This window comes from Archaeoglobus sp. (genome assembly GCF_017656475.1).
Classification (GTDB): domain Archaea; phylum Halobacteriota; class Archaeoglobi; order Archaeoglobales; family Archaeoglobaceae; genus Archaeoglobus.
In genome coordinates this window covers 1-19,626 of sequence record NZ_JACDNT010000002.1, presented here as the reverse complement: position 1 = coordinate 19,626, position 19,626 = coordinate 1, and the positions used below count along the sequence as shown (strand labels likewise).

The window sequence follows — 19,626 nt, the reverse complement described above, 5'->3', positions numbered from 1 at the left end:
CAGATAACGTTAGGCGGGTATGCGAAGTTTACGATAGTGGATTAAGTGAGGGTTAGCGAGTCAAATTTTCACCCACTTCTCGCAATTTTTTCTAGTGTATGTATTATTGCCTCTATGGCGATATAGGATGCAACGCCAATCAATACTGCTTCTAAAACACCCAAACCGAAATGAGATGCCAGACCTCCCCAGTCCCCCCTGCAAGTCCTCCTATGGGTGCGTGTCTGTGCTTTTTGATGTTCATAATGTTAATCATTTTAATTTTTTAAATATTTTTTCCATAGGATAATTTCACTTAAACTCGTTTATACACATATTGGATGTATTGCGCGTATACCTTTTCTGAACGTCCTTCCTACCACTTTAAGAACGAAAATCTAACCCCACCCTCATTTCCATACTCCATAAATCTCTCTCCCACATTTCGGACAGCAGCCATCTGCAACTCTGTTTTCAAAAACCCTCACGTGATACCTCCTTATCAGCAACTCCCCGCAGTCAGGGCAGTACGTGTTCTCGTAGCGGTGGCCAGGAAGGTTGCCAACGTAAGCGTAGCTTAAATCTCTCCTCGCAATTTCAACAGCTCTCTCAAGCTTTTCCACATCTGTCGGAGGTGCTGTGAACAAGTATGCGGGAAAGTAGCGAGTGAAGTGTATGGGAATTTCAGGGTTTATTTCTGCCAATTTCTCGACGTTTTCCTTAATAACGTCTTCAGAGTCGCTCACACCGGTGACAAGAAGGCATACAACCTCAACGTGCAAACCAAGCCTTACCGCTTCTTTTATCACCCTCCAGACGTATTCTGCTTTCCCGCCAATCATCTCATAGGCCTTCTCATCCCCCTTGACGTCTATGTTTATAGCATCCAGTCCAGCTTTTCTTAACTCTCTTAAGGCCATTATGCTCATGTAACCGTTTGACACCATCGTGTTCCTCAAACCCTTTTCTCCTGCAAGGGGAAAAACGTCAAGAAGGTATTCAAAAAGCAAAGTCGGCTCGTTCAGGCTCGCACACGTGCTCTCATCACCGTGCCTCAACGCTTCCCCTATAACCTTTTCAGGCGGAGTGATTTTCCCACCTACAGGAGGAGACTTGGAGATCTGCCAGTTCTGGCACCACGGACAGTCGAGGTTGCAAGAATAGCCTGAAAAGGTCATGCTGGTGCTGCCGGGAAGGAAGTGGAAGAATGGCTTTATCTCAATCGGCCTGCTTTCAAGGTAACTCAACCTGCCGTAGCTGAGCGTGTAAAGTCTGCCTTCCTTCACAACTCTGACATTGCAGAATCCACTCTCCCCCTCTCCAATCTTACAGAATCTCCAGCATAGCTGGCAGACGCACTTCCCATTAAGCTTTCTATACAGCCTTGCCTCCACGATTTAGAGTAGTGTTCAATCAATAATTCTTACTATTCGACAAAAAGCACCGCAGCCATTTCATCATCCTTTAACCCAAACTGAGATGCATCGATGCAAAGTGCTGACATCGAAGGTCTCGCTTTTTCACATCTCCCTCTGCACTCCTCGCAGAGCATACAGCCCCCCGGAAATGTTGCGAAGGCGTAGGGCTTTTTAAGACTTAACTCGGCCTCAAGCATAAGCTCCTGAGCTTTTCTTATATCCTCCACTCCCTTAACTTTAAACCTGAAGAGAATTGCCTTTTTGTAGGCTTTCACAAACCTTATGCATTCTTCAAAATCTGGGACGTTCGGCGGGCAGGATGGTTTTCCGAAGCTCTCGCAACCGAACATGCACTTCCATCTTGCCCTCAAGTCGAGCCTGAGCTTTGCTGGGTCAATTACCTCCACATTGACTTTCAGCCCATACTTCTCAATCAGGTCTTCAAACATCAGAACCGCTCCAGAATTCTGTAATACGTATCGCGAAGCGCAACCGGCCTACCAACGGCTTTAACAGCCCTTACTATTTCATCAACCTTTGCAGGCCTGAAATCCTTTCCCGTTGCCCTGACAACGTTCTCTTCAAGCATCGTCCCTCCAAAGTCGTTCGCACCAAAGAAAAGGCTGAGAGTTGCTATTTCAAACCCCTGAGTTAGCCAGGAGTCCTGAATGTTCCTGAAGTTGTTCAGAACTATTCTTGATACGGCAACAACCTGGAGGTATCTGAGAGGAGAAACTGGCCTCTTTATCTCTCCATAAAGCTCCGTATTTCCGGGCTGGAAAGTCCACGGGATGAAGGCCGTAAATCCTTTTGTCTTTTCCTGCAATTTCCTTATCTTGAGCAGATGTTCAACTATATCCTCATCGCTCTCCACATGTCCAAACATCATTGTGGCTGTGGTGGGCATTCCAAGGTTGTGAGCAACTTCCATTACCTTTAACCACTCCTCGCTTGAGCACTTGTTAGGGCTTATTCTCTTCCTAACCTCGTCCACAAGAATCTCCGCCCCACCGCCGGGCAAGGAATCGAGTCCGGCATTTTTTAGCCTTTCCAGAACCTCTCTTATGCTGCATTTCTCCAGCTTTGACAGAAAGACGATTTCGGGAGGAGAAAGGCTGTGGACATGGACGTTCGGAAATTTAGCCTTTATTTTGGCAAAAAGCTCCTCGAACCACTCAATCCCAAGCCCCGGATTCATCCCGCCCTGAAGCATGATCTGCGTCGCTCCCATTCTTGCAGCATAGTCGATTTTTCTCAAAATCTCCTCATGGGAGAGAACATACCCGCCACTTCTCGCATAAAACGCACAGAATTTGCACTTTGAAGTGCAGATGTTTGTGTAGTTGATGTTGGTGTCGTTGACAAAGGTAACGAGGTCTCCACACCTCGCCTTTCTTATCTCATCCGCAATTTTTCCTACCTCGTGAATTGACAGTTTGAAAAGCTCAAGTGCTTCCCTTCTTCCAAGCTTCTCAGTCAAGTAGTCCGTAATCTCTGCAGTACTTTTCGAACTCATAAAGCCCCCTCTCCTCTTTCTCTCCCAGCCTGAACTTCAAAGTTCTGAAGTACTCCTCGAGAAACTCTCTCGGCATCTTAAATGTTTTCTCCGCCTCCCTCACGACCTCTCCAACCCTCCTGAAGCCTTCGTCTGTTGCATCAAGAATTTTCCTGTCTATTGCCGTGGCATCAACCTCTTTCAGTGATGCGGAGATTCCGAACACCATCGGCAGTGAAGTTAGTTCATACCACTCCTCTCCCAGATCCATCACAACTCTGTAAATCATTCTCGCCTTAATCGCCTCATCCCCTATTACCAAAGCATGTGGACAGATTTCGAGCATCTTAGAAGCTTTGGACGTTTCCACCTCAACAAGCCTGTTCTCCATTCCCTTCTCTGCCAGCAATATCCTGAGGAGATTAACCGAAGTCAGGGAGTGGGGAGTTACGGCAATGGCATCATCGTCAAGCTCCTTCTTTCTTGAAACCACCACAACACTTAGAACTTTACCCTCGGAAGCGACGCAGAATTCATAGTGTCTCAACTGCTCTTTATTCTTCAGATAAAAGAAGCCGGGAACGGGAGCATAATCAATTTTGCCTTCAAGCAGCATTGATGCCATTCTCCTCGGATTCGCCTCAACAATCTCGACACTCTCGTTGAGAAAGTAGTAAGGAAGGAAGTTGTTCAGATACCCAAACTTTCCGACCCTCATGTATACCACTTCAAAATGTTGCAGAATGTATCTCTCTGCCCCACCCTCTTTCCCGCACCTCTCCCAATCTCCACCAACCTCTCAACCGTCAAACCCTTTGGTGTTTCAGCACCAGCAGCATGCGTTACCCTCTCTTCCACAACCGTTCCATCTATATCGTTCGCTCCAAACCTCAGAGCTACCTCTGTAAGCTTCTCTCCGAGCATAACCCAGTAAGCTCTAACGCTCCTGAAATTGTCAAGAACGATCCTCGATACAGATATCGTTTTCAGAATATCAACCGGATTCGTCTTCTCCTTCACGACTTTCCCAAGGGGTGTGTTTTCCGGATGATAAACAAGCGGAATACATGATACGAATCCCCCCGTCTTTTCCTGAAGTTTTCTTAACTTGTAAAGGTGGATGGCTCTGTGCCTTATACTCTCGATATGGCCGAAAAGCATTGTCGCATTGCTTCTGATTCCAAGTTCGTGTGCAATCTTCATAACCCTCAGCCACTCTTCGCTTGAGCACTTGTTCGGGCTTATTTTCTTCCTAACCTCATCCACAAGAATTTCAGCCCCACCGCCGGGCATCGCCTGAAGGCCAGCATCCTTAAGCCTGCTCAGGAACTCTCTTATGCCCATTTTCTCCTTTTTGGCGTAATAATATACTTCAGTCGCCGTCAAAGCCTTTATAACGACGTCCGGCATCTCTCTCTTTATTCTGCTGAAAACCTCCTCGAAGTACTCCACACCCACGTTGGGGTTGTGCCCTCCAACAATGTGAACCTCCGTAATCCCTTCAACCTCTTTTACTTTCCTCAGAATCTCGTCGGGAGTTAGCAAATACCTCTCTCTGTTGCTGAAGGCACACAGAGGGCATTTAGAAACGCAAACGTCGGTATAGTTTATGTGCCTGTTAACAACGAACATTACCCTGTCGTTCAGCGAATCAGCTCTCTCTCCAAGCTCGTGAAAGTTCTGGTAAAACAAATCCTCAATCTCTCTTACCTTCACTCTCTATCGCCTCTCTCAGCCTTCTAAGCTCCTTCCTGAACTCCACGTTGCTTCTGAATATGAAGTCTGCAATAAGGCCGAACATTATAAGCTGAACTCCTGTAATTATGAAAAGAGTGGTCAGTATGGCGAGCAGGTAGTGTGTAACCCTGTGAAACCATTCATAAACGACAAACGCTCCCGCTAGTATTCCCGCGATAATAAAAACAAGTCCGAAAAGGTAGAGGTATCTTGCCGGGCTGTACCGGCTCATTAGCTCATAAATCGTTCTGCCTATCCTGAATCCGTCCCTCAGCGGGTTAAGCTTCGTTTTACCACCCCTCTTCCTGTACGTTATCGGCACCTCGACGATTCTGAATCCTTTTGCCAGAGTCTCAACTGTAAGCTCAGTCTCAACCTCGAAACCCGGCTTCGTCAGTTCTACGGATTTGTAAACTTCTCTTTTCAAAGCTCTGTAACCTGAAAGGATGTCTCTGAGCTCCACTCCATAGGCGAGCCGAAAGAACATGTTGAGCAGTTTGTTACCGATAAGGTTGAGCTTTGTGAAGGCTCCCTTTTCGAAGTTCGCGAACCTATTCCCTACTACATGCTCCGCTTTGCCCTTCAAAATGGGATCAAGGAGCTTGTCTACCTCCTCTGGAAGATACGTTCCATCACCATCCACAAGTACGAGTATGTCACTCTCTACGATTTCAAACGCCTCCGCAACAGCCTGTCCTTTCCCCTTCCCGCTCTGGATAACAACCTCAGCCCCCTTCTCCCTTGCAATCTCCCTTGTCCTGTCCTTGCTGTTTCCGTCGATTACAAGTACCTTGAAGCCCTTTTTAACAAACCCCTCAACTACCTCTCCGATGGCCTCCTCCTCGTTCAGTGTTGGGATGACGACAGTGACATCCATTATATCCTCAGAATCTTCAGCATGCTTAGCAGGGGAATCCCCTCTATTTCGTTTCCTCCTCTTTTGTTTACAATGACAGCCACACAAACAGCCTTTCCGTCGTTAGCCTCAATGACCTCTATAGCCTCCTTTATCGACCTTCCGGTTGACGTGATGTCATCAACAATTGCACACTTCTTCCCCGCGACTCTGGCAAAGTTTTCGCTGAGAATTCCGCCTTTCGGCTTCTCCTCCTCGGTTTTGAACTTTCTTGGATAGTAGATTGTGAACTCACACCCCAGTTCTTCCGCAACCAGTGCCGCAAGAGGGATTCCGCTTGTAGCAATGCCGACCACAACATCAATATCTCCCCTCACTTCATTCGCTATCATATCCACCATTGCCATTGCAACAAGCCTGAGCCTTGAAGGCTTCGTTAGCTCCCTCCATTCAACGTAGATGTCCGAAGGTGGAGTCTCACCAACTCTCGTAATCAGCCAGAGAGCAGTATCTCTCGACACGTTCAGCTCGTCTGCAATTTCCTCGGTCGTCAAACCCTTCTCCTTAAGCCTTCTGGCCCTCTCAACTAAAGTTTCAATTTTTGTCATTTTTAACCCTCCTAATTATGGCTTCACTCCCGCAAACCGGGCATACTTCAGACTCAATCTTTCTACCACATCCCCTACATACCTTTACCCATTTAAACTCTTTTGATATCCCCCTGTGCAGAATACCATCAAACCTCATCCCCAAGCTCATGGCAACGTTCTGTATTGCATAGTCATCGGTCACAAGAACTACCTCATTTCCCTTTTCAATTTCATCAAGAGCCTTTGCCAGAACCTTTATGTCCGTATCGGAGAGCTTGTGTATGTCCCCAGTTCTTCTTGCAGCCTCTTTAACCTTCTCAACGCTTTTCGGGCTTGCCTCTTCAACTCTCAGGCTTTTCACGCTGAAATAGAGAGCTGAAGCCTCATCAAGGATTTCCGCCACTACCTCGGGCACAGTAACCATGTTTTTGTAAACTGCCTTCCTCTGGAAGATTGCACTGGAGTCAATGACGTGCACTTCCACACTATTTCATTCAAGCCCATTATAAATAACCCTTACTCTCTACTTCATCTTGCAAGGTAAAGTGTTACTTCGAAAACTCCTTTGTTAATTGACACATCCAAGTTAAACGCTCTGTATCTGTCTTCGATTTTTTCCTTGAGGACTTTGAAGATGTGCTTAGCGTATTGCTTTTCAAATTCGGGATGATAGTATTCAGCCATTTCAAGGTTCAACTTGAGAATGTAACCCTCTCTATAGTTGGGTGGCAAAACCTTTCCGTTCAGCTTTGAGTCTCTCCTCATACCCATACTCTCAAAGTAGGAGTAAAGTCTGGATTCAAGTGACTCAGCATCTCTTTCGCTTGCTGAGTAACCAGTAGTCAGGTCAAGGAGTGTGGTGTTGCCGTCAATAATGATTTCAGCCTTTTTGATTCTCTTTCCGTCATTCAGCCACTTAATGAAGTAACCTTCCGGGTCGAAAGGGGGGGAGGTGCTGATCGAGAATGAAGTAGGTTCCGTTAACGAGGATTGCTGCAGCGACATGTCCTATCTCATCGTTCTCAAAAGTTACGTTAACCAGATAGCCCTTACAACTGTTGTATTCAAGCAGGGCAAGTGTCAGAAAGGCGTAATCCGTGCAGATTCCCTTTCCTTTCAGTATCGTTTCGGATGGAGTCTGGATGTATCTCCCCGAATCGTAAACCTCCACATCTCTTCCTTTCACAACGATTTGCGGTGGCGGAAGGTTTGCCTTTTCAAAATCATATTCTAGGTTTTCATCTTCCCACTCAAGGATTTTCCATGCGGTATCCTTGCAGTTCTCTCCTTTCAGCTTCTCTGCAACGTTGGCGACCTTCTGGACTTCCGCATCGCTCAAAAGGTAGTCCAAAGCGCACTCGTAGTCATACCTCCAGACTTTACTGCAGTACTCTTCCCTTGAAAGCTCCTCAGCTGGCAGAGACGTGCAGAGGGCTAAAAGTGATGCAATTAATATGACTGACCATCTCATGGACTGTCTATGTCGCCAAAATATAAAATCTTGGCTCAAGTTACTGACATGACCTCTTACGTTCTCCTGCTTTACTGCCAAGAGGACTTCAAAACCAAGGTTGGAGCATTAGGTGTCATCTCCTTCAGGAAAGGTTACTACTACTATGTTGGAAGTGCCAAAAGCGGTGTGCACAGAATCAAGAGGCATTTCTCTCCAAAAAAGAGAAAAAGGTGGCACATTGACTACATCTCGACGAGAATGGAGGTTATAGGAGCAATCCTCCTTAGAGAGTCTGAATGCATTCTCGCCCAAAAATTCGAAAACTTTGAAAGAATCAACGGATTCGGATGCTCCGACTGTGAGTGTAAATCCCATCTCTTCTATTCTCCAACAATAAACCTCGAATTTCTGTCCACATAAACCGTGCTGTCTCTAACGAGAGCGTTGTAAATCTCAACGTAGGTTCCTATGTCAACCGCAAAGTAAAAACTCTCGTTTTCCAGCAAAACTCTCACCCTGCCTGTTTCATCCGAAATGTAAATTTCTCTCGCCTTTTCCGGTTCTCCAAGGCCTGTAACAAATCCCTTAATGTTCACTCTCTCTCCTTCTTTTTCAGCAAGTTCTGAAACACTCACAAAGTCGAGAAAAATCTCCACCTCAGAAAGACTGTTGACGTGTATCTCTCCACCTCTTGAGTAGCCCCTCAGCTTTACCCTCACACCCTCTACAATATCTCCCGCCTCTATCATCTCAGCAGCTTCATTCCAGAAGTTTACTCTGACCTTTTGGTCGTCTTCAATGATTATACTGCCAACTTTCCCTTTTCTGCCGTTTTTATCGAAATGTCTCACAGGAAAAACTCTCAGAACTTTACCCTCAACAACGACCCTGCCGCTTTTGCTCAGAGCCTCGCTCACCTTTACAGCCTTTCCTTCAGCATAACTTTCGAGTAGTCTGGCAGTCACCTCGTCAATCAGCCCGCCAAAATGCTCAAGAATCTCCTCAAAGCTCCTCGGAATCTTCATCACGAATACCTCCAGTGAATGTAAACGGCGAGTAAGAAGCCGAGAAGAAGCAAGAGCAACCCCCACTTCTCCCTTTCTGGAAGCATCATGCTACCAGCCTTTCTAACTCAGGAGGGGCGTCTGCAAACTCTCTCAGGCACTCAAACTCCATGAAGTGCAGTGTTTCTGCAAGAACAACCATCACGTGGAGAGGTTCGCCAAAATCGATGTTTTTCAGAGCTTCGAGTTTGTCGCATTTTATGACTGCATCATCACTACCCGCTCTCGCTATGCCTACGGCGTAAATGTCTTTTATTGAAACATCCATCGAAATTAGCTGCTCCACGGCTTGCTTTATAGTCATCGGCTCTGGATGGAGGTCGAGAAACAGCAAGGTGTGGGCATCGATGCTTCTGTTTGCATTTACGACCTTTACCGGTGTCTCGGATTTGTGCCAGCTTACAGTGGCAGACTTTCCAAAGCGGTAGTTGTGAAGCCCTGTCAGCCCGCAGACTGCACTGACTATGCTTGCCCCGTGAATTATCCTTGTCCTCACACCCCTTCTTTTAGCCTCAAGTCTCAGGGCTGAATGTGTTGTGGCAACCATAGGATCTCCGGGCACCAGCAGAGCAACATTCCTGTCCTTTGCCCTATCAATCAGTCTACGGCTGTTCTCTTCAAGGTCACTTCTCTCAAGCTCAATGATCTTCCTTCCAAAGAACTCCTCCATTTCATCAATACTGCTTACAAGTTTTGAGGTGTAGAACTCCACGTAAACCTCATCAGCCTCTCTTACTGCCTCAAACCCTTTGACGGAAATGTCTTTTGCATCCCACAGCCCAAGCCCTACGAAGGTCAGCATCTATCAGAAAGTTTAAATTAAGCATTTTACTTTTTCTGCCATGCAGAATGTTGGTGATTTGGTTAAGAAATACTGGCACCTGTCAATCCTTGTTATCACCGCCTTGATTTCATTAAAGCTGAGGATTCTGAATCCCTGGGATAGTGTGTTTAATTGGACTGTAAGGCTTGGTGGAAACGACCCGTGGTACTACTATAGGCTTATAGAGAACACAATACACAACTTCCCGTCCAGAATCTGGTTTGATCCTTTCACACACTATCCTTACGGCTCCTACACACACTTCGGGCCTTTCCTTGTTTACCTTGGGTCGATAGCCGGTATAATTTTCAACGCAACAAGCGGCGAGAGCCTAAGGGCAGTTCTTGCTTTCATCCCCGCGATAGGTGGAATTCTGGCGATACTGCCCGTTTATCTGCTCACGAGGGAAGTATTCGATAGGAGAACTGCTGTACTGGCAGCTTTTCTTATCGCCATTGTTCCCGGACAGTTCCTGCAGAGAAGCATTCTTGGCTTTAACGACCACCACATCTGGGAAGCCTTCTGGCAGGTTTCAACTCTCGGAACGTTCATGCTTGCGTACAACAGATGGAAGGACAAAAATATTAAAGATAACCTTAACACAAAGCATCTCCTGTATCCAGTAATTGCCGGCATCTGTGCTGGCCTTTACATTCTGGCCTGGGGGCCGGGATTCATTATAGCTCCAATTCTGCTGTCTTTCCTATTCTTCGCCTTTGTTCTGGGAGAACTCATCAACGCTGACAGAAAAAATCTTTCACTTGTAGCTGTGATAACTTTTGTTGTTGCAACGTTGGTTTACATTCCATTTGCCTTCAATTATCCTGGATTCAGCAGGGTTCACTACTCACCCTTCCAGTTTCTTGTTCTAGCTGGCTCAGCAGTGATTGCTGCTGCATTCTACCAGATAGAAAGATTGAATGAAGCAAAATTCTTCGAGAGATTAGGTTTGGGCAGGAAGGGGATGCCGGTAGCGGTAGTTGTTATCACCGCTGTAATCGTCGGAGTGTTTTTCCTTTTAATGCCCGATTTTGCAAGAAACATTCTCTCTATAATAGGCGTCGTTCAGCCCAAGGGAGGGGCATTAACAATTGCGGAAGTTTACCCCTTCTTTTTCACTCACAATGGAGAGTTCACACTGGCTAATGCCGTTCTACACTTCGGTAGCCTGTTCTTTTTCGGAATGGTCGGAATCTTTTTCTCCGCATACAGAGTTATAAGAAAAAGGAATTTTGTAGAATTGAGTGTGCTGATTTGGGCTGTGTTGATGTTCATAGCTCTATGGGGGCAGAACAGATTTGCTTATTACTTTGCAGCCGTAGCCAGTGTCTATTCGGCTCTAGTTATTTCAGTCGTGTTCGATAAGCTCCACCTCTACAAAGTATTGGAGAATGCTTTAGGAGCAAAGAGCAAGTTCAGCTATCTTAGAGTTGCGTTAGCCGTTCTGATCGCCCTAGTTGCAATCTACCCCACCTACATCCTGGCGGATGCCCAGAGTTCTTACGCGGGTGGACCGAACAAGCAGTGGTATGATGCGATGTTGTGGATGAAAGAGAACACGCCGGATAGAGAAAAATACGACGATTACTACCTCCAGCTATATCCCACACCTCAGAGCAACAAGGAGCCATTCAATTATCCTTTCGAGACTTATGGCGTTATAAGCTGGTGGGACTACGGGCACTGGATAGAGAGCATTGCCCACCGCATGCCCATAGCAAATCCATTCCAGCATGGTATAGGTAACAAGTACAACAATGTTCCCGGAGCATCTTCGTTCTTTACAGCTGAGAACGAAAGCTATGCGGAGTGGGTGGCTGATGAGCTCAATGTGAAGTATGTAGTTAGTGATATCGAAATGGAGACTGGAAAATTCTACGCAATGGCTGTCTGGGCTGAAGGAGACTTGCCTCTTGCGGAGAAGTACTATGCTGGATTCCTGTACTACTCACCATCTGGCAAGTTTGGTTATGCAAGCTCTCAGTGGGACGTGCCAATGAACTCCGTCATCATCCCCCTCAGAATCCCCAGCGAGCTTTACTACAACACGATGGAGGCAAAACTACATCTATTTGATGGTAGTGGATTATCTCATTACAGAATGATCTATGAGAGCGACTATCCGGGGGAGTGGAAGTCCTACGCCTCTCAGATCGATTTAAACAATGAGAGTCAGGTTCTGCAGACGGCACTTTATGAGTCGGTAATGAGGGCGAGGTACGGTGTTTCTCCGACAATGGGCACACAGGAGGTTCTCTACAAGTACGCCTACAGTCAGCTTCATGAGAGAAAGATAGGGATACCTGTGAAAATTGCACCTTCGGGCTACGTCAAGATATTCGAAAGAGTTAAGGGAGCAGTGGTAACCGGCAAAGTTTCTGGCAATGTAACAGAAGTTACAGTAAACGCGACAATCAAGACGAATCAAAATAGAACATTCGAGTACTGGCAGACGGTTAAGGTTGAGGGCGACACATATTCCGTTGTACTCCCCTACTCACACGACTCCAGATATCCTGTTAAGCCAATAACACCTTACTACATAAAAGCAGGGAGTGTTGTTAAGGAGCTAACAGTAAAAGAAGAGCAGGTTCAGAGTGGAGATGTGATTAACCTCGACTTGTAGTATAACACATAGTATAACTTTGCTTTTTATTGTTAACACTTGTTGTAATTATCTTTCAAAAAATTGTTACAAGGAATATTTTTCGATTAATTTAAATTCTAACGACTCCAAAATCGTAAAGGAAGCCTGAGAAAATCAGGCTCAGTGAGGAATCGTGTAGTTTGGCGGAAAGGCGAAAAGCGATAAATACAAATAAACAAAAATGGTTGTCTGTGTATGGTCTGTAGAGTCTAAATTTAAGATGGATTTGGAGGTGAGCAAGGTATGGTTGAAAGAAAGAGAATAGAGATTCCGGAAGGTGTTAAAGTCAAGGAGAGCGTTGGAGAGGAGGCAGAGTTTCCGTTTGACATATCTCCAATGTACGAGGGAGAGAGAATCAGGAAAGGTGATATGTACGTTGAACTGGGTGGCCCGTCACAGCCCGGATTCGAGCTCGTAATGGCTCTACCCATGGACCAGGTAGAGGACATGAAGGTCACACTCATCGGCCCTGATCTTGATGAGATGGAGGAGGGCTCGACCTATCCATATGCGATGATTTACTACATTGCCGGTGAGATGGTTGAGACGGACCTTGAACCGGTCATTGAGAGGAGGAACCACGACTTCCAGAACTACCTTGAAGGCTACATGCACCTCAACCAGAGATATGATATCTGGATCAGAATCGGCAAGAATGCTATTAAGAAGGGGCTGAAGAGCCTCATCCAGATTGCCAAGGCGACAATGATGCTCTACAAGAACGAACTGCCCTTCATAGAGAAGATTGAGGCTGTTTACATCACCGATAAGGATCTGGTTGAGAAGCTGCTGAACGAGCTTGCGATGCCCATATTCGAGGAGAGAGATGCAAGAGTTGAGGCTTTGAGCGATGAGGATGTTGACGAGTTCTACTCATGCACTCTCTGCCAGAGCTTCGCTCCTACCAACGTCTGTATCGTCTCCCCAGATAGACCCTCGCTCTGTGGAGCAATAACGTGGTTCGATGGGAGAGCTGCTGCAAAGGTTGACCCCGAGGGGCCGAACAGAGCAGTGCCCAAGGGTGAGCTACTTGACCCAATAGGTGGTGAGTACAGTGGTGTTAACGAGTTTGCAAAGCAGGAGAGCGGTGGAGAGTATGAGAGAATAAAGCTGCACAGCTTCTTTGAGTATCCGCACACAAGCTGCGGCTGTTTTGAGGTCATCGGATTTTACATGCCTGAAGTTGATGGTATCGGCTGGGTGCACAGAGGCTATGCTGAGCCCGCCCCCAATGGTCTGACTTTCTCAACAATGGCAGGGCAGACTGGCGGTGGAAAGCAGGTTGTCGGATTCCTTGGCATTGGTATCGCCTACTTCAGAAGCAAGAAGTTCATTCAGGCTGACGGTGGGTGGTACAGAACTGTCTGGATGCCGAAAGAACTGAAAGAGAGAGTGGCAAAGTACATCCCGGACGACATCAGGGACAAGATTGCAACTGAAGAGGACGCAAAGACCCTTGATGAGCTCAGAGAGTTCCTGAAGAAGGTGGATCACCCAGTGGTGAAAGGTGTTGTCAGGCCAGTGGATGGCCAGAAGATTACCAACGGATGGGTTGAGGAAGAAGAGGAGGCTGAAGAAGCTGTTGAGGAAGTTGCAGCTGAAGCGGCTCCTGCAGCATCTGCTGCCCAGCCAGCAGCTATGCAGCCAATGCCGATGCAGATGCCCGGATTCCAGCTGCCCGCCCTTCAGATGCCCGCTCCTTCCGCGGCTCCAGCAGGAGTTAAGCTGATCATCAAGGACGCGAAGATCACGATCGACAAGGTCATCGTCAGGAAGGCCGAGAAGGAGAAGAAGGGTGGGAAGTAATGGAGGAGGAAGGCAAGAAGGTTAAGCTCATCCTCAAAGGAGCCCAGATTCACATCCCGGAACTTATAATAGAGGAAGAAGAATGACAGTAATAGCGGTGGCAGGCAAGGGTGGAACCGGAAAAACGCTGGTTTCCGCCCTCCTCGTTAATTTTATTTCAGAGCATACAACAAGTGTTCTCGCAGTTGATGCAGACCCTGACAGCAACCTGCCAGAGGCTCTCGGTGTGGAGGATCAGCTCAAAAAGACTCTCGGTGAGATCAGAGAACTCTTTCAGGTTAGCAGAGATGAAATGGGGACTATGAACAAAGAGCAGTGGTTAGAAGGGAAGATTTACGCAGAAGCCATCTGTGAATGCCCCCGTTACGACCTTCTGGTAATGGGAAGACCTGAGGGAGAGGGCTGTTACTGCTTTGCCAATTCTCTGCTGCGTGGAGTGCTGAAAAGGCTGATGAGGCACTACGACTACATCATCATTGACACTGAAGCTGGACTGGAGCATTTCAGCAGAAAAACGATTGATACAGCTGATTACATTATCATAGTCACAGACATGTCAAGGAAGGGGCTTGCGACAGCGAAGAGAATCAAGGGGCTTGCAGAAGAACTCAAGCTGAATTTCAAGAAAATATTCCTGATTGCAAACAGAATTGCATCAGAGGATGCAGAAAAGACGATCAGAAAATTTGCAGAAGAGGAGGGTTTGGAGCTACTTGCCGTGCTGCCATACGACAGCAGTGTGGCTGAAGTCGACCTGAGAGGAGACCCAGTGAGCGAAATTGACAAGAATTCGGAAGTTTATAAGAAAATGAGGGAAGTAGCTAATTTAATGCTCAATTTGTCAGTAGAAGCGAGGTGATTAATTTGAAAAAGTTCACGCTTGAGGAGTTTTTGGATTTGCTGAAAAAATATAATGTAGAGGAGATTGAAGGGGTGAAGATTGAGGGAGACCTCGAAATAGAGCTTGAGGGCTCATCTATAGACCTATCCGCGATAGCCCCTCTGTACTCAATGCTTTCAGAATTCGGAAATTTCCTGTATCATGCAAACATGGCGCTTGGATACCTCCAAAGACTCTCTGCGGCTCTTGGCATACCTACTCCATTTGCTGCACAGCCCCAGCTTGCTCCTGCAGCTCCTGCAGCACCAGAAGCTGCCCCGGAAGTTGAGGAGATCAAGCTTCCGACAGAGCTTGTAAGGGCAAAGTTTGAACCGTACAAGGAGGAGTATCCAAATAAGATTGAGGAGGTTGTGCTGGGTGCAACTAAGGCGGATGGAGGGAGCAGAGAGTACACGATCACGCTTGGTGGTGAGAGAAGTCTCGCCTTCTACACCTTTGACGCTCCACAGCCTCACCTGCCCGCAATAGCAATCGACGTTTTTGACAGAAGGCCGATGCTTGCGAAGGCCGTTAGGACCCACTATGAAGATGTGCTTGACAATCCAGCAGAGTGGGCTAAGAAGTGTGTCAAGAAGTTCGGTGCTGACCTCGTAACGCTCCATCTCATCAGCACTGATCCTCTGCTGGATGATACTCCAGCAAGCGAGGCTGTGAAGGTTCTTGAGGATGTTTTGCAGGCGGTAAAATGCCCGATCATTGTTGGTGGAAGCGGTAACAAGGAGAAGGATCCAGAGGTTCTCGAAAAGGCGGCAGAGGTTGCAGAGGGAGAAAGGATAATGCTTGCATCAGCAACTCTCGACATGGACTGGGAGAGGATTGCCAACGCCGCCAAGAAATACGGGCATGTAGTGCTCAGCTGGACTCAGATGGACATAAACAACCAGAAGACGCTAAACAGGTACCTGCTGAAGAGAGTTGAGGTGCCAAGAAACAGCATCGTTATGGACCCGACCACCGCGGCTCTTGGTTACGGTCTTGACTACGCTTTCACAAATATGGAGAGGATCAGGATCAGCGGTTTGAAGGGTGACACCGATCTTAACTTCCCGATATCAAGCGGAACCACGAACGCCTGGGGAGCGAGAGAAGCATGGATGGTAGACTCACCGATTGAGGAAGACACACCATGGGGACCAAGAGAGCTGAGAGGTCCGATATGGGAGATTATAACTGGTCTAACTCTCTCACTTGCCGGAGTTGACCTCTTCATGATGATGCATCCCATTGCAGTGGCTGTGCTTAAGGAGGTCTTCAACACCCTCGGCGGGAATGTGAAGGAGAGTGTGGCTGACCCAGGAGAATGGATCTTCATGGAGGTGTGATGAATGAAGGTAAAGAGCCCGCTTGAGGTTTACAACTATCTGCCAAGAACAAACTGCGGAGAGTGTGGATTCGATACCTGCATGAGCTTTGCAGCCCACATCATCGACAGATCAGTAACGCCTCTCGACTGCAAACCACTTGTTGAGGAAGCTGAGAAGGATCCAAAGGCGAAGAAGAAGCTTGAAGAGCTTCTTGAGCTTACCGCTCCGGAAATAGCTGAGGTTGTAATCGGTGTAGGAGAAAATGCTGTAAAGATTGGTGGAGAAGAAGTGCTGCACAGACATGAGCTCACATTCTTTAACCCAACAGGTTTCTTCTATGATGTCTGGGACACGATGGATGACAAAACTTTGGAAGAGCGGTGTGATAGGGTTGTAAGCTACAAGAAATTCTATGTTGGAAATTTCCTGACTCTCGATGGCTTTGCTGTGAGATGCACTTCTGGAGATCCAAAGAGGTACAGAGAGGTTGTGAAGAAGGTTGCATCCTACGGCAAACCAATGATTCTTGTGGCCCTTGATCCGGAATGCATGGAAGCTGCTCTTGAAGAGGTGGCTGATCAGAGGCCTTTGATGTATGCAGCAACTGAAGGGAACTGGAAGGAATTCCTAAAGATGGCCCTCGAATACAAAGTCCCTGTAACGCTGAGAGCCAAGGACCTGGACGTTCTCAAGAGCATGGCGGTCACATTCAAGCAGGCTGGTGTAAAGGACATTGTTCTTGACCCTGTAACCGAGCCTCTTGGAGAGGGACTCAAGGGAACCTTTGAGAGAGTAATCCAGCTTCGCAGGACAGCAATTGCAGGACAGGACAAGGATGTTGCATATCCAATTATGATCACACCCATTGCAGCATGGCTGATTGAGGGAGATGAAGTAACCAAGTCGTACTGGGAGGCTGTTATCGCGAGCATGTTCATTGTGAAATATGGAGACGTCATGATTTTCAGAAGCCTTGACCAGCATGTGGTTATGCCAACAATAACGCTCAGGTTCAACATATACACCGACCCAAGAACGCCCGTGCAGGTAGAGCCGGGATTGAGAGCGATCAACGACCCAGGGCCAGACGATCCTGTGTTCATCACAACCAACTTCGCCCTGACATACTACACTGTCGAGAGCGACCTTACCAGTGGTGGAATCAAGGGATGGCTGCTCGTGCTTAACACCGAGGGACTGGGTGTTGAGGTTAGCGTTGCAGGCGGGCAGTTCACAGCTTCAAAGGTTAAAGAGCTCATAGAGGAGACGAAAATCGAGGAGAAGGTTAACCACAAGTATCTCGTGATTCCAGGGTTGGCTGCAAGACTGCAGGGTGCAATTGAGGACGAGACGGGCTGGAAAGTTCTTGTTGGCCCAATGGACTCAGGAAGAATTAAGGGGTGGCTTGAGAAGAACTGGCCACCTAAGGAAAAGGAATAATAATTTTTTATTTTACCTTTTTATTAAGTCCATTAAAATCGACTCCACTTCTCCGAGCCACTTTCTTATGCTCCTAATGTCCACTAGGTCAAGCTCCCCTTTCTTTGCAATTCTGTCGTGCTGCAGAACGAACATGCCTCTGCTGACAACCTTACCAAACCTTCTTGGCGGGAGGTAAGCAACAACTGCCTTCTTTCCCTGCTTGTATTCCTCGCTGTTGGTAACAACCTCAAGTCTGTCGCTATAGTCAAAAATGCACAGCCACAAACCATCGAGTTCACTTCTCGAAATGATTTCACCGGCAAAATACCTTATTGCCTCTCCAACTCTTTCTATTTCGCCCCTCTTCATGAGTTCAGGGAGGTAGGCAATGTATTCGAGCCAGTAATCCGCTAAGGCTGTGTTGTAGTCCTTAGAATCTGACAGCATGTCTTTCAAGCTACGTGCAGTCTCGACGATTTTCAGGAAGCTGTCAAACTCCAGCAGTTCATCAACGCTCAGATAGCAGTATTTCACGTTTTGAATTTCTGAAGAAACGGATTTCAGCTCCTCGATAAACTTCTTTCTTCCCGGTATCTGCAATGACTGCGACACCCTCAACAACTCTTCAATACCCTTCTCAGCAAGCAAAATTCTGAAGTCGTTTGCGGTGTCCATCTCAACCCTCCACCATATCTTTAAGGGAATCGAAAACGTAGTCAGGTTTAATTCCGTGCCTTTCAATCATCTGGTTCAAGTTATCTTTGGTGGTGACACCCGTAAGAACCAAAACAGTTTCCGCGCCTATTGCCCTACCAGCAGCAACATCAACATCTATCTGATCTCCCACAACTGCAACGTCTTTAGCCTCAAGGCCAAGAATTTCAAGTGCCTCGCGCATTATTACTTCTGAGGGTTTTCCGACCACAACGTCAGGCTCTCTCCCCGTCATCCAGTAAAGAGCTCCTATAATCATTCCTGTTCCGGGAATGGGACCGTCTTCTGCTGGGAAAATTCTGTCGGGATTGGTTGCGATATACCTTAAACCTTTCAAGCATGCTCTCAGAGCTTTAGTCATTAGTTCGAAGTTTATCTTTCTGTTTGACCCAACTACCAAATACTCTGCCTCATTGTAATCAGCAATTTCCAGTTCTGCCAGTTTCAACTCCTCTTTCAGCCCTTCCTCGCCGGTCGTGAAAACTTTGGCATTCGGCTTCTCTTTTGCAATAAACCTTGCAGTTGCGTAGGTGGCTACAAGAATTTCATTTTCGCTAACCTCAAGGCCAAAGCTCTTTAGCCTCTCAAGCAGAATTCTCCTGCTCCTCGTTGAGTTGTTTGAAACGAATATTATTTTCTTGCCAAGCTCCTTGAGTTTTTTTACCCCTTCTACGCCCTCTGGGATGGGCTTTACACTCTTGCCGATAACTCCGTCTATATCAATTATGTAGCCCTTCTTGTCAGGCCTCATTTACATCAGTCCCAAGGTTCTTAGCTCTTCTGAAATTCTCTCAACAGCCCTTCTCGCATCATCCGGGCTTTTTCCACCCGTGACAACCATTTTGCCAGACCCAAAAATCAGCACGACAACTCTGGGGTTGTCAAGCCTGTACACCAGCCCCGGAAACTGCTCAGGCTCGTACTCTATGTTCTCAAGCCCGAGACCTATGGCAATTGCGTTGAGGTTGAGGTCAACTCCGAGGTCTGCTGAGGCGACAATGTTCTGAACCTTTACCTCAGGCTCGTCAATCACAGAAATGCCGATTTTCTTGAGCATCTTTACGATTTGCTTCACAGCTCTCCTCGCATCCTCCACACTCTTGGAACCCGTGCACACTACCTTCCCACTTCTGAAAACGAGAGCAGCAGCCTTTGGCTCTTTTGTTCTCAAAACCAGCCCCGGAAACTGCTTGGGCTTGTATTCAGAGTCTTTAATTTCCCTTGAAATCTTGTTCAGATCTATATTTTCACCAATCTGGGTTGATGCCACAACATTCTCTATTTTTATCTTGTAATCCTGCATAACACCACCATTTTAAAAGACTTAAATACCATATAAATACCTTTGGTATTGTGATAGAATTTGTAGTTTCCTAAAATTATTTCCTGCCATCGAACCACCTCCAGCAGTAACCCA

At 46.9% G+C, this 19,626-nt stretch carries 21 protein-coding genes; 6 read left to right on the top strand and 15 right to left on the bottom strand.

Annotation, left to right across the window (positions count from 1 at the left end; all coding sequences use genetic code 11):
- Positions 1 to 389: 389 nt before the first annotated feature.
- The 10 genes from H0Z19_RS00755 to H0Z19_RS00710 are packed head-to-tail and all read right to left on the bottom strand — an operon-like array spanning position 390 to position 7,546.
- Positions 390 to 1,373, bottom strand: a complete 984-nt coding sequence (locus tag H0Z19_RS00755) for a radical SAM protein (protein ID WP_290722828.1) — start codon at positions 1,371 to 1,373, stop codon at positions 390 to 392.
- Between the two features lie 32 nt (positions 1,374 to 1,405).
- Positions 1,406 to 1,846: a DUF2284 domain-containing protein gene (locus tag H0Z19_RS00750; RefSeq protein WP_290722827.1), complete on the bottom strand. Its 441-nt coding sequence runs from the start codon at positions 1,844 to 1,846 to the stop codon at positions 1,406 to 1,408.
- Positions 1,846 to 2,913 carry a cyclic dehypoxanthinyl futalosine synthase gene (mqnC, locus tag H0Z19_RS00745; RefSeq protein ID WP_290722826.1) on the bottom strand — a complete coding sequence of 356 codons (1,068 nt, stop codon included), beginning with the start codon at positions 2,911 to 2,913 and terminating at the stop codon, positions 1,846 to 1,848. Before mqnC ends, H0Z19_RS00750 begins: the two co-directional genes overlap by 1 nt.
- Positions 2,870 to 3,610 (bottom strand): menaquinone biosynthesis protein, encoded by a 741-nt coding sequence (locus H0Z19_RS00740; RefSeq protein ID WP_290722825.1) that lies wholly within the window; start codon positions 3,608 to 3,610, stop codon positions 2,870 to 2,872. Before H0Z19_RS00740 ends, mqnC begins: the two co-directional genes overlap by 44 nt.
- Entirely contained in the window at positions 3,607 to 4,608 is a 1,002-nt protein-coding gene (locus H0Z19_RS00735; protein WP_290722824.1) for a CofH family radical SAM protein, read from the bottom strand. The genes H0Z19_RS00740 and H0Z19_RS00735 overlap by 4 nt, the downstream gene beginning before the upstream one ends.
- Positions 4,589 to 5,506, bottom strand: coding sequence for an S-layer glycoprotein N-glycosyltransferase AglJ (aglJ, locus tag H0Z19_RS00730; protein WP_290722823.1), 918 nt, complete (start codon positions 5,504 to 5,506; stop codon positions 4,589 to 4,591). Before aglJ ends, H0Z19_RS00735 begins: the two co-directional genes overlap by 20 nt.
- Entirely contained in the window at positions 5,506 to 6,093 is a 588-nt protein-coding gene (locus H0Z19_RS00725; protein ID WP_290722821.1) for an orotate phosphoribosyltransferase-like protein, read from the bottom strand. The genes aglJ and H0Z19_RS00725 overlap by 1 nt, the downstream gene beginning before the upstream one ends.
- Positions 6,080 to 6,559, bottom strand: coding sequence for an NOB1 family endonuclease (locus tag H0Z19_RS00720; protein ID WP_290722820.1), 480 nt, complete (start codon positions 6,557 to 6,559; stop codon positions 6,080 to 6,082). Before H0Z19_RS00720 ends, H0Z19_RS00725 begins: the two co-directional genes overlap by 14 nt.
- A 44-nt stretch (positions 6,560 to 6,603) precedes the next feature.
- Positions 6,604 to 7,080: a hypothetical protein gene (locus H0Z19_RS00715; protein ID WP_290722818.1), complete on the bottom strand. Its 477-nt coding sequence runs from the start codon at positions 7,078 to 7,080 to the stop codon at positions 6,604 to 6,606.
- Positions 6,992 to 7,546 (bottom strand): transglutaminase-like domain-containing protein, encoded by a 555-nt coding sequence (locus H0Z19_RS00710; protein ID WP_290722817.1) that lies wholly within the window; start codon positions 7,544 to 7,546, stop codon positions 6,992 to 6,994. The genes H0Z19_RS00715 and H0Z19_RS00710 overlap by 89 nt, the downstream gene beginning before the upstream one ends.
- Before the next feature lie 48 nt (positions 7,547 to 7,594).
- Between H0Z19_RS00710 and H0Z19_RS00705 the strand changes: the two genes are divergently transcribed.
- Complete coding sequence (locus tag H0Z19_RS00705; protein ID WP_290722816.1) at positions 7,595 to 7,948, top strand: DUF123 domain-containing protein; 354 nt, start codon at positions 7,595 to 7,597, stop codon at positions 7,946 to 7,948.
- Here the strand turns inward: H0Z19_RS00705 and H0Z19_RS00700 are convergent.
- Both H0Z19_RS00700 and dph5 read right to left on the bottom strand, forming a co-directional pair.
- The gene (locus tag H0Z19_RS00700) at positions 7,909 to 8,553 is read right to left on the bottom strand and encodes a hypothetical protein (protein WP_290722814.1); all 645 of its coding nucleotides are present in this window, start codon (positions 8,551 to 8,553) and stop codon (positions 7,909 to 7,911) included. The two genes, H0Z19_RS00705 and H0Z19_RS00700, sit on opposite strands and share 40 nt — an antisense overlap.
- Positions 8,554 to 8,638: 85 nt before the next feature.
- Positions 8,639 to 9,394, bottom strand: a complete 756-nt coding sequence (gene dph5, locus H0Z19_RS00695) for a diphthine synthase (RefSeq protein WP_290722813.1) — start codon at positions 9,392 to 9,394, stop codon at positions 8,639 to 8,641.
- A gap of 40 nt (positions 9,395 to 9,434) precedes the next feature.
- Here dph5 and H0Z19_RS00690 point away from each other — a divergent pair, with 40 nt between their 5' ends.
- From H0Z19_RS00690 to acsC, 5 genes are all read left to right on the top strand, one after another.
- Positions 9,435 to 12,041 carry an oligosaccharyl transferase, archaeosortase A system-associated gene (locus H0Z19_RS00690; RefSeq protein ID WP_290722811.1) on the top strand — a complete coding sequence of 869 codons (2,607 nt, stop codon included), beginning with the start codon at positions 9,435 to 9,437 and terminating at the stop codon, positions 12,039 to 12,041.
- A 264-nt stretch (positions 12,042 to 12,305) separates the two neighbouring features.
- The gene (cdhC, locus tag H0Z19_RS00685; protein WP_290722810.1) at positions 12,306 to 13,868 is read left to right on the top strand and encodes a CO dehydrogenase/CO-methylating acetyl-CoA synthase complex subunit beta; all 1,563 of its coding nucleotides are present in this window, start codon (positions 12,306 to 12,308) and stop codon (positions 13,866 to 13,868) included.
- A gap of 82 nt (positions 13,869 to 13,950) precedes the next feature.
- A complete protein-coding gene (locus H0Z19_RS00680; protein WP_290722807.1) occupies positions 13,951 to 14,727 on the top strand; it encodes an AAA family ATPase in 777 nt (258 codons plus the stop codon).
- A gap of 5 nt (positions 14,728 to 14,732) precedes the next feature.
- Entirely contained in the window at positions 14,733 to 16,091 is a 1,359-nt protein-coding gene (cdhD, locus tag H0Z19_RS00675; RefSeq protein ID WP_290722805.1) for a CO dehydrogenase/acetyl-CoA synthase subunit delta, read from the top strand.
- Between the two features lie 3 nt (positions 16,092 to 16,094).
- Positions 16,095 to 17,513 carry an acetyl-CoA decarbonylase/synthase complex subunit gamma gene (acsC, locus tag H0Z19_RS00670; protein ID WP_290722804.1) on the top strand — a complete coding sequence of 473 codons (1,419 nt, stop codon included), beginning with the start codon at positions 16,095 to 16,097 and terminating at the stop codon, positions 17,511 to 17,513.
- A 12-nt stretch (positions 17,514 to 17,525) separates the two neighbouring features.
- Here acsC and H0Z19_RS00665 read toward each other — a convergent pair whose 3' ends face one another.
- Genes H0Z19_RS00665 through H0Z19_RS00655 form a run of 3 tightly spaced genes read right to left on the bottom strand, consistent with a single transcriptional unit; the run spans position 17,526 to position 19,512 of the window.
- Positions 17,526 to 18,170 (bottom strand): RNA-binding protein, encoded by a 645-nt coding sequence (locus H0Z19_RS00665; RefSeq protein ID WP_290722802.1) that lies wholly within the window; start codon positions 18,168 to 18,170, stop codon positions 17,526 to 17,528.
- Between the two features lies 1 nt (position 18,171).
- Positions 18,172 to 18,960: an HAD-IIA family hydrolase gene (locus H0Z19_RS00660; protein WP_290722801.1), complete on the bottom strand. Its 789-nt coding sequence runs from the start codon at positions 18,958 to 18,960 to the stop codon at positions 18,172 to 18,174.
- Positions 18,961 to 19,512, bottom strand: a complete 552-nt coding sequence (locus H0Z19_RS00655; RefSeq protein WP_290722800.1) for a TATA-box-binding protein — start codon at positions 19,510 to 19,512, stop codon at positions 18,961 to 18,963.
- Positions 19,513 to 19,626: the final 114 nt, after the last annotated feature.

Bases quoted from the DNA above. Each gene is read 5' to 3' on its own strand.
- H0Z19_RS00750 (WP_290722827.1), bottom strand. From the start codon at position 1,846: ATGTTTGAAGACCTGATTGAGAAGTATGGGCTGAAAGTCAATGTGGAG.
- mqnC (WP_290722826.1), bottom strand. From the start codon at position 2,913: ATGAGTTCGAAAAGTACTGCAGAGATTACGGACTACTTGACTGAGAAG.
- H0Z19_RS00740 (WP_290722825.1), bottom strand. From the start codon at position 3,610: ATGAGGGTCGGAAAGTTTGGGTATCTGAACAACTTCCTTCCTTACTAC.
- aglJ (WP_290722823.1), bottom strand. From the start codon at position 5,506: ATGGATGTCACTGTCGTCATCCCAACACTGAACGAGGAGGAGGCCATC.
- H0Z19_RS00725 (WP_290722821.1), bottom strand. From the start codon at position 6,093: ATGACAAAAATTGAAACTTTAGTTGAGAGGGCCAGAAGGCTTAAGGAG.
- H0Z19_RS00715 (WP_290722818.1), bottom strand. From the start codon at position 7,080: ATGTCGCTGCAGCAATCCTCGTTAACGGAACCTACTTCATTCTCGATC.
- H0Z19_RS00710 (WP_290722817.1), bottom strand. From the start codon at position 7,546: ATGAGATGGTCAGTCATATTAATTGCATCACTTTTAGCCCTCTGCACG.
- H0Z19_RS00705 (WP_290722816.1), top strand. From the start codon at position 7,595: ATGACCTCTTACGTTCTCCTGCTTTACTGCCAAGAGGACTTCAAAACC.
- H0Z19_RS00700 (WP_290722814.1), bottom strand. From the start codon at position 8,553: ATGAAGATTCCGAGGAGCTTTGAGGAGATTCTTGAGCATTTTGGCGGG.
- dph5 (WP_290722813.1), bottom strand. From the start codon at position 9,394: ATGCTGACCTTCGTAGGGCTTGGGCTGTGGGATGCAAAAGACATTTCC.
- H0Z19_RS00690 (WP_290722811.1), top strand. From the start codon at position 9,435: ATGCAGAATGTTGGTGATTTGGTTAAGAAATACTGGCACCTGTCAATC.
- cdhC (WP_290722810.1), top strand. From the start codon at position 12,306: ATGGTTGAAAGAAAGAGAATAGAGATTCCGGAAGGTGTTAAAGTCAAG.
- H0Z19_RS00680 (WP_290722807.1), top strand. From the start codon at position 13,951: ATGACAGTAATAGCGGTGGCAGGCAAGGGTGGAACCGGAAAAACGCTG.
- acsC (WP_290722804.1), top strand. From the start codon at position 16,095: ATGAAGGTAAAGAGCCCGCTTGAGGTTTACAACTATCTGCCAAGAACA.
- H0Z19_RS00665 (WP_290722802.1), bottom strand. From the start codon at position 18,170: ATGGACACCGCAAACGACTTCAGAATTTTGCTTGCTGAGAAGGGTATT.
- H0Z19_RS00660 (WP_290722801.1), bottom strand. From the start codon at position 18,960: ATGAGGCCTGACAAGAAGGGCTACATAATTGATATAGACGGAGTTATC.
- H0Z19_RS00655 (WP_290722800.1), bottom strand. From the start codon at position 19,512: ATGCAGGATTACAAGATAAAAATAGAGAATGTTGTGGCATCAACCCAG.